The organism is Streptomyces sp. NPDC051020, assembly GCF_040683105.1.
Taxonomy (GTDB): domain Bacteria; phylum Actinomycetota; class Actinomycetes; order Streptomycetales; family Streptomycetaceae; genus Streptomyces.
In genome coordinates this window covers 101,733-108,945 of sequence record NZ_JBFBCG010000016.1, presented here as the reverse complement: position 1 = coordinate 108,945, position 7,213 = coordinate 101,733, and the positions used below count along the sequence as shown (strand labels likewise).

5 protein-coding genes are annotated in these 7,213 nt (G+C 70.2%); 2 read left to right on the top strand and 3 right to left on the bottom strand.

Features of this window, described 5'->3' with window-relative positions:
• Positions 1-398: 398 nt before the first annotated feature.
• Positions 399-956 carry a MarR family transcriptional regulator gene (locus tag AB0N06_RS11880; protein WP_366134521.1) on the bottom strand — a complete coding sequence of 186 codons (558 nt, stop codon included), beginning with the start codon at positions 954-956 and terminating at the stop codon, positions 399-401.
• Positions 957-1,095: 139 nt separating this feature from the next.
• Here AB0N06_RS11880 and AB0N06_RS11875 point away from each other — a divergent pair, with 139 nt between their 5' ends.
• Complete coding sequence (locus AB0N06_RS11875) at positions 1,096-2,439, top strand: MFS transporter (RefSeq protein ID WP_366134529.1); 1,344 nt, start codon at positions 1,096-1,098, stop codon at positions 2,437-2,439.
• Here AB0N06_RS11875 and AB0N06_RS11870 read toward each other — a convergent pair.
• Both AB0N06_RS11870 and AB0N06_RS11865 read right to left on the bottom strand, forming a co-directional pair.
• The gene (locus AB0N06_RS11870) at positions 2,433-4,142 is read right to left on the bottom strand and encodes a SpoIIE family protein phosphatase (RefSeq protein ID WP_366134520.1); all 1,710 of its coding nucleotides are present in this window, start codon (positions 4,140-4,142) and stop codon (positions 2,433-2,435) included. The two genes, AB0N06_RS11875 and AB0N06_RS11870, sit on opposite strands and share 7 nt — an antisense overlap.
• Before the next feature lie 238 nt (positions 4,143-4,380).
• Positions 4,381-5,787 (bottom strand): NAD(P)/FAD-dependent oxidoreductase, encoded by a 1,407-nt coding sequence (locus AB0N06_RS11865; protein WP_366134519.1) that lies wholly within the window; start codon positions 5,785-5,787, stop codon positions 4,381-4,383.
• A 338-nt stretch (positions 5,788-6,125) separates the two neighbouring features.
• On the opposite strand from AB0N06_RS11865, the gene AB0N06_RS11860 reads away from it, so the two are divergent.
• A complete protein-coding gene (locus tag AB0N06_RS11860) occupies positions 6,126-7,001 on the top strand; it encodes a helix-turn-helix domain-containing protein (protein ID WP_366134518.1) in 876 nt (291 codons plus the stop codon).
• Positions 7,002-7,213 lie beyond the last annotated feature (212 nt).

Below are 7,213 nucleotides of genomic sequence, written 5' to 3'. Positions count from 1 at the left end.
CGAAGCAGAAGATTTGTTACTGCGCTTTCCAGTTCTTCGCTTTCGCGTTTCCCTTTCCGGCGAGTCCGACTCTATCAGATCCTTTCGGGCCTGATCCCCAGTCAGCGGGGTTTGTCTTTCCGGCTGTTGGGCCGTTCCGACGTCCAAACTCTAGCGGATTTTCCCGGCGGCTCATAATCGAGCCTTCGAAATGAATTCAGGCATGCCGAAATCGTCCCGAATGGGAGATCGTGCTGAGTTTGAGTTGCCGCATTCGCGGCGGGATCGGTTGCCGCAGAACCGTTCCGGCTCCGTGGCAACTCGAAGAACCTTACGGATCGGGTAGGGGCGTGTCAACTCCGCCAGGTCAAGCCGTTTTCCGGCGTGCCCCCCGCCCTGCGTGTCCCCGTCGAGTGCGGTCAGTCCAGGTCCGTGAGGCGGCCGCCGGCGTCCGGTTGGGTGTGCTCGACCCTGCGCAGGAGGCGGATCAGCATCTCTCCGAGGGCTCCGCGCTCCTCGCCCGAGAGGTCCTGGAGCAGGTCCCCCTCGAAGGCGGATGCCATGCGCATCGCCTCCAGCCACTTCGCACGCCCCTCATCGGTCAGCTCGACGATGACGCGTACGCGGTTGCTCTCGTCCCTGTCCCGCGTGACCAGACCCTCGTTCGCCATGCGGTCGATGCGGTGGGTCATCGCCGCCGGCGTGAGACCGAGGCGCTTGGCCAGCTCCCCCGGGCCCAGCCGGTAGGGGGAGCCCGCCACGACGAGGGTCTTGAGGACCTCCCATTCGGCGTTGCTGATGCCGAGGTCGGCCAGCTGGCGTCCGTACCCGACGTTCATCCGGCGGTTCAGTCGGCCGAGGGCCGAGACGACCTGCTCGACCTGGGGATCCAGGTCGCGGAACTCGCGCTGATAGGCGGCGATCTGTTCGTCGAGGCTCGGCTCCTGGAGGCCGGACGGCTCGGTGGTGTCAGACATGGCGGGCAGTATGGCACGCCTTTCATTGGCGTCGAAGTCCTTCACCCTGTACTGTTCAGGTTCGAACTTTACTGTTGAAGTCTTTGGACGTGAGTCCTTCATGAGCTTGAGGTAGAGGTAGGTGAGTGTGACCAGGGAAATGGGCGCGGCGCTGCGGCGGATCCAGCTGGGGAGCGCGCTGAGCGCGTTCGGTGTGGGGTTCACCGTTCCGTATCTGTACGTCTATGTGGCACAGGTGCGGGATCTGGGCGCCGGTACGGCGGGTGTCGTGCTGGCCGTCTTCGCCATGGCAGCGCTGGCAGTCCTGCCGTTCACCGGGCGGGCCATCGACCGGCGCGGTCCGATGCCGGTACTGATCGTCGCCGCCGTGGTGGCGTCCGTGGGCGCCGCGGCCCTCGGACTTTCGTCGAACGTGTCGACGGCCGTGCTGTCGGCCGCCGTCCTCGGTGCGGGCACGGCCGTCATGGCGCCGGCGCTCTCCACGATGCTCGTCCAGTGCTCCGGCGCCGCCACCCGTACGCGGGCCTTCGCGATGCAGTTCTTCCTGCAGAACCTGGGGCTCGGCATCGGTGGTCTGGTCGGCGGGCAGATCGTCGACACGAGCCGGCCGGAGACCTTCACGCTGCTGTTCCTGATCGAGGCGGCGATGTTCATCGTGCTCGGCGTCGTCGCGGTGACGGTGCGGATGCCTCGTTCCCCCTCGTTCGCGGACGCCAGGCCCACCGACGGGTCAGCCGCGAAGGGCGGGTTGCGGATGCTGCTCTCGCACCGGGCGATGGTGCAGCTGTGTGTGCTGGGCTTCGTGCTGTTCTTCGCCTGCTACGGACAGTTCGAGTCCGGTCTTGCGGCGTACGGCACCGAGGCTGCCGGGATCGAGCCGTCGACGCTGGGCATCGCGCTGGCCGCCAACACCGCGGTCATCGTCGCGGCGCAATTCGTCGTGCTGCGGCTGGTGGAGCGCCGCAAGCGCAGCCGGGTCATCGCCGCGGTCGGGCTGATCTGGGCGTTCGCCTGGATCGTGGCGGGGTACGCGGGGCTCGGGCACGGCAGCCAGACCATGGCGACGGCCGCACTGATCTCCACGTACGCCCTGTTCGGACTCGGTGAGTCGATGCTCTCCCCGACGGTCGCGCCGCTGGTCGCCGATCTGGCGCCGGAGTCGATGGTCGGTCAGTACAACTCGGCCTTCGCCCTGGTCAAGCAGCTCGCGCTGGCGGTCGGTCCGGCCGTGGGCGGGCCGATGGGGGCCTCGCTGCACGGTCCGTACATCGTGACGTTCGTGCTGTTCTCGCTGGGCATCACGGTGCTCGCACTGCGGCTGGGGCGCCGGCTCACCCCCGTACAGGATCAGCCTTCGCTCGCGGTGGTGCCGTCGCGGGTGGTGGCCGCGTCGGTGCGGGACGCCGAAGCGACGGCCGAGCCGGCGACCGCCCCCGTTGCGGCCCCTGCGGTTTCAGCCGCGGCTTCTGCTGCCACTCACTGAGGCAGCGCGAACTCGCACCAGACCGCTTTGCCGCCGCCGGGTGTGCGGCGGCTGCCCCAGGACGAGGCGATCGTCGCGACGATGGAAATGCCGCGGCCCGCTTCGTCCACCGGCTCGGCGCGGCGGCGGCGCGGCAGGTGGTCGTCGCCGTCGGTCACCTCGATGATCAGTCGGCGGTCGGTGCGGCGCAGGCCCAGGCGCATCGGCGGGGTGCCGTGCTGGAGGGAGTTCGCCACCAGTTCGCCGGCGGCGAGGACGCCCAGGTCGCACAGTTCCACCGGGAACCGCCACGACGTCAGGACGCCGGTGGCGAAGGCGCGGGCGCGCGGCGCCGCTTCGATGCCGCCGAGGAGATCGAGCGAGGCGTTGTGGAACAGCTCCGCGTTCGCCCCGGTGCGGGCCGGGTGCTGGACCACCAGCACCGCCACGTCGTCGTCATGTTCGGCGGTGACCCCGAGGGTGCGGATGAGACGGTCGCAGACCACCTGCGGTGATCCCTTGGCGCCGGAGAGGGCGCGCTCCAGGGCCGCGACCCCCTCGTCGATGTCCTCGCTGCGGCGTTCCACGAGACCGTCCGTGTAGAGGACGGCGGTGGAGCCGGGCGGCAGATCGATCGTGCCCGACGTGTGGATCCAGCCCCCGGTGCCGAGCGGAGGTCCGGTCGGGTCCTCGGCGCGGCGCACCGAACCGTCCTCGTCGCGTACGAGAATCGGGAGATGGCCGGCGGAGGCGTAGACGAGCCGGCCCTCGTTCGGATCGTGGACCGCGTAGGCGCAGGTGGCGATCTGGCTGGCGTCGATCTCGGCGGCGAGACCGTCGAGCAGCTGCAGCACCTCGTGCGGCGGGAGGTCGAGGCGGGCGTAGGCGCGGACGGCGGTGCGGAGCTGGCCCATCACCGCGGCGGCACGCACCCCGCGGCCCATCACGTCCCCGATGACGAGCGCGGTGCGGCCCGCGCCGAGGGTGATGACGTCGTACCAGTCGCCGCCGACCGCGGCGTCCGTGCCGCCCGGCTGATATGTGGCGGCGATCCGCAGGTCGTCGGGGTGCTCCAGCTCCTGCGGGAGCAGGGAGCGCTGGAGGGTGACGGCTGTCTCGCGGTGGCGGCGCTCGCTGGTGCGGAGGCGCTCGGCCGCTTCGGCGTGGTCGGTGACGTCGGCCGCGTAGACGAGAACACCGCCCTCGCTCCCCTTGCCGCTTCCGCTGCCGTCCTTCGTGCCCTGGGCGGCGGGCGTGGCGACCGGGGTGCAGGTCACGGTGTACGAGCTGCCGTTGCGGACCTTGCGGGACTTGACCGTACGGGGCGTGCCGCTGCGCAGGACCTGGTCCATGAGGGGCAGCAGGCTGAGCTCGTCGAGCTCCGGCATCGCGTCGGCCGCCGTGGCGCCGGTGGGGCGGGGGCCGAAGGCTGTGGCGTAGGCGTCGTTGACGTACGCGATGCGGTGGTCGGGGCCGTACACCAGGGCGACCGGGGCGGGCAGCCGGCCGAGGAGCTCACGGGCGGAGAGATCCTCCAGCGCGGGTCCGGGGGCCGGTTCGGAGAGCTCTCCGAAGGCCTTGGGGGTGTTTCCGTCCGGTGCGGCGGACCCTGGCCCGGCCCCGGCGTGCTCGCCGCGGGCCGCGGGCACCGCATTGCGGTCGTCCCGGGCGGCGGCGCGACGCTGCGTCCCTGGTAGGCAAACGCTCCAACGCGTGAAGTTCACGGAAATTCTGGCCTCGTGTGTCGGTCTGGTCCGCTCGGGCGGGCCGCTTCCTCTGCCGGTTCTGCTACCGGCTCGCTTCCGCCGGGGTCGGGGGCACCGGGGGCCGGACCCCCGGTGAGGTGAGGCGCAGCCGGGCCTCGTCGTACTGGTCACTGCTGGTCACGGTCGGCCGGGTCAGTCTGTACAGGTGTGGACCAACCTATGGTCACACGTCCAGTGTGACGGACCGTACGGACAGTCAGCCATCCTGCGTGGGCGGACCGTCGTCCCCGGTGCGTCTGCCCCCGGCGGCGAGTTCGAATTCGGCGCGCGGGTGTTCCAGCGAGCCGAGGGAGACGATCTCGCGTGTGAAGAGTCCGGCAAGGGTCCATTCGGCAAGGACGCGGGCCTTCCGGTTGAAGGTCGGGACCCTGCTCAGGTGGTACGTACGGTGCATCAGCCAGGCCGGACGGCCCTTGAGCTTGCGTCCGTAGACATGGGCGACGCCCTTGTGGAGGCCGAGCGAGGCGACGGAGCCCGCGTAGCTGTGGCGGTACTCCTTGAGCGGTTCGCCGCTGATCGCCGCGAGGATGTTCTCGGCGAGGACTTTGGCTTGGCGCACCGCATGCTGGGCGTTGGGCGCGGTCTCCTTGCCCGTTTCACCGGCCGTCAGATCGGGAACGGCCGCGGCGTCCCCGGCGGCCCAGGCGTGTGCGGCGCCCTCGATGGCGAGCTGCGCGGTGCAGCGCAGCCTGCCGCGTTCGGTGAGGGGCAGATCGGTGGCGGCGAGGATCGGGGCGGGCTTGACTCCTGCGGTCCACACGAGCGTGCGGGTCGGGAAGCGCGAGCCGTCGCTGAGGACGGCGACCCGGTCCTCGCAGGAGTCCAGCCGGGTGCCGAGGCGTACGTCGATATTGCGGCCGCGCAGCTCCCGTACGGCGTACTTGCCCATCACGTCCCCGACCTCCGGCAGGATCCGGTCGGACGCCTCGACGAGGATCCATTTCAGGTCCTCTGGCTTGATGTTGTGGTAGTACCGCGAGGTGTAGCGGGCCATGTCCTCGAGTTCGGCGAGCGCCTCCACGCCCGCGTAGCCGCCGCCGACGAAGACGAAGGTGAGGGCGGCGTCGCGGACGGCCGGGTCGCGGGTGGCGGAGGCGATGTCCATCTGCTCGATGACGTGGTTGCGCAGGCCGATGGCCTCCTCGATGGTCTTGAAGCCGATGCCGTGGTCGGCCAGGCCGGGGATCGGGAGGGTGCGCGAGACGGAGCCGGGTGCGATGACAATCTCGTCGTACGGGATCTCCAGGGCGCCGGTGCCGTCCTCGCCGGTGGCGAGCGTGGTGACGGTCGCGGTGCGCTTGGCGTGGTCGATGCGCTGCGCCTCGCCGATGACCATCGTGCACTGCGCCAGCACGCGGCGGAGCGGTACGACGACATGGCGCGGCGAGATCGAGCCTGCGGCCGCCTCGGGCAGGAACGGTTGATACGTCATGTAGGGCTCGGGCGTGACGACGACGATCTCGGCCTCGCCGGACTTGAGTTTCTGCTTCAGCTTCCGCTGGAGACGCAGCGCTGTGTACATCCCGACGTAGCCGCCGCCGATGACGAGGATGCGCACACCCGGCGGCGGGCCGGGGGGTGTCCCCCGGGAATCTGAAGCCATCACCTCCCCATGACGCAACGTGCTCAGGTATTTGTCCACAGCCCCGGCAAACTGTGTGACCGGAGGTTCTGGATGGGCTGCTGGGGACGGCCACCGGGGCAATACGGAAGCTGCGCAGGTCAGACGTTGCCGTGGGGGTGGCGGAGAGGGGCGGAATCAGGAATCAACCGGTCCTTGCTCCGATCGGGGGGCCTACCGTGCGGAACTGCCCTCTTCTGAATTGACCCGGGCTCAACTATGTTCGTATGTCGTCGGGGTGTCGGGCTGGGATGATGATCCACTCCCCGACCGACACGGCGGGAAGTCTCCGGGGGGAGACGTCATAACCGGGGGAAGTTATGCACATTCAGGATTCGCATGGGCAGACTGCTGCTGTCTCGTCCGACGGAATCGGGCACATCGGCACAGTCGGTACGGTGAGCACGGTGGGGGCGACTGCCGGCTCCAGCTCCAGCTCCAGCTCCAGCTCCACCGCAAACCGCTCGGCGCCGCTGCGTGTCGACGCGCAGCGGAATCTGGAGCATGTACTGCGGGCCGCACGCGAGGTGTTCGGCGAGCTGGGGTACGGGGCTCCGATGGAGGACGTGGCACGCCGCGCCCGGGTCGGGGTCGGCACGGTGTACCGGCGTTTCCCGAGCAAGGACGTGCTGGTGCGCCGGATAGCCACGGAGGAGACCTCCCGGCTGACCGACCAGGCGCGGACCGCGCTGGGGCAGGAGGACGAGCCGTGGTCGGCGCTCTCGCGCTTCCTGCGGACCTCCGTGGCCTCGGGCGCGGGGCGGCTGCTGCCGCCGCAGGTGCTGCGGGTCGAGGTCGATGCCGACGACTCGACGGTGGTCGGGGACACAGGAGTTGCGCAGGAGGTGGGCGCGGCCTCGGCTGCGGCCTCCGGCGATGTCCTGGGTGAGGCGCGGGTTCCTCATCAGCGGCAGGGGGCCGGGCCGGCCGACCTCCGGGTCGTCGGCCGGCAACCGGCCGACGCCGACGGGCTCTCGGACGGGGGCGCGGGCACGGCCGAGCTGCTGGAGGTCGTGGGCCGGCTGGTCGACCGTGCGCGGGCGGCGGGTGAGCTGCGGCGTGATGTGACAGTGGCGGACGTGCTGCTGGTCATCGCGACGGCGGCGCCCGTCCTGCCGGATGCGGCTCAGCAGGCTGCCGCTTCGGCCCGACTGCTGGACATCCTGCTGGAGGGGCTGCGCTCGCGCCCTGCGTGACCGGGACCGCATGAGCGGCACCGTAGGAGAGCGTCGTCCGGTGCGTGCGATCGCAAGGCGGTCGGTCTTGTGGCCCACGCGTCGAGCGGGCGTGCCGGGGCGACGCGACGGGGCAGAGCTTGCCGGGAGGGGCGCTGGTGACCACATTCCGGAAAACACCCCGGACGAGTGGTTGCCGGGATTGAACATTCGCCGTGATTGCGCCGTGTGGC

Coding starts and splice junctions, on each gene's coding strand:
- AB0N06_RS11880 (WP_366134521.1), bottom strand. CDS start 956: ATGTCTGACACCACCGAGCCGTCCGGCCTCCAGGAGCCGAGCCTCGAC.
- AB0N06_RS11875 (WP_366134529.1), top strand. CDS start 1,096: ATGGGCGCGGCGCTGCGGCGGATCCAGCTGGGGAGCGCGCTGAGCGCG.
- AB0N06_RS11860 (WP_366134518.1), top strand. CDS start 6,126: ATGCACATTCAGGATTCGCATGGGCAGACTGCTGCTGTCTCGTCCGAC.
- AB0N06_RS11865 (WP_366134519.1), bottom strand. CDS start 5,787: ATGGCTTCAGATTCCCGGGGGACACCCCCCGGCCCGCCGCCGGGTGTG.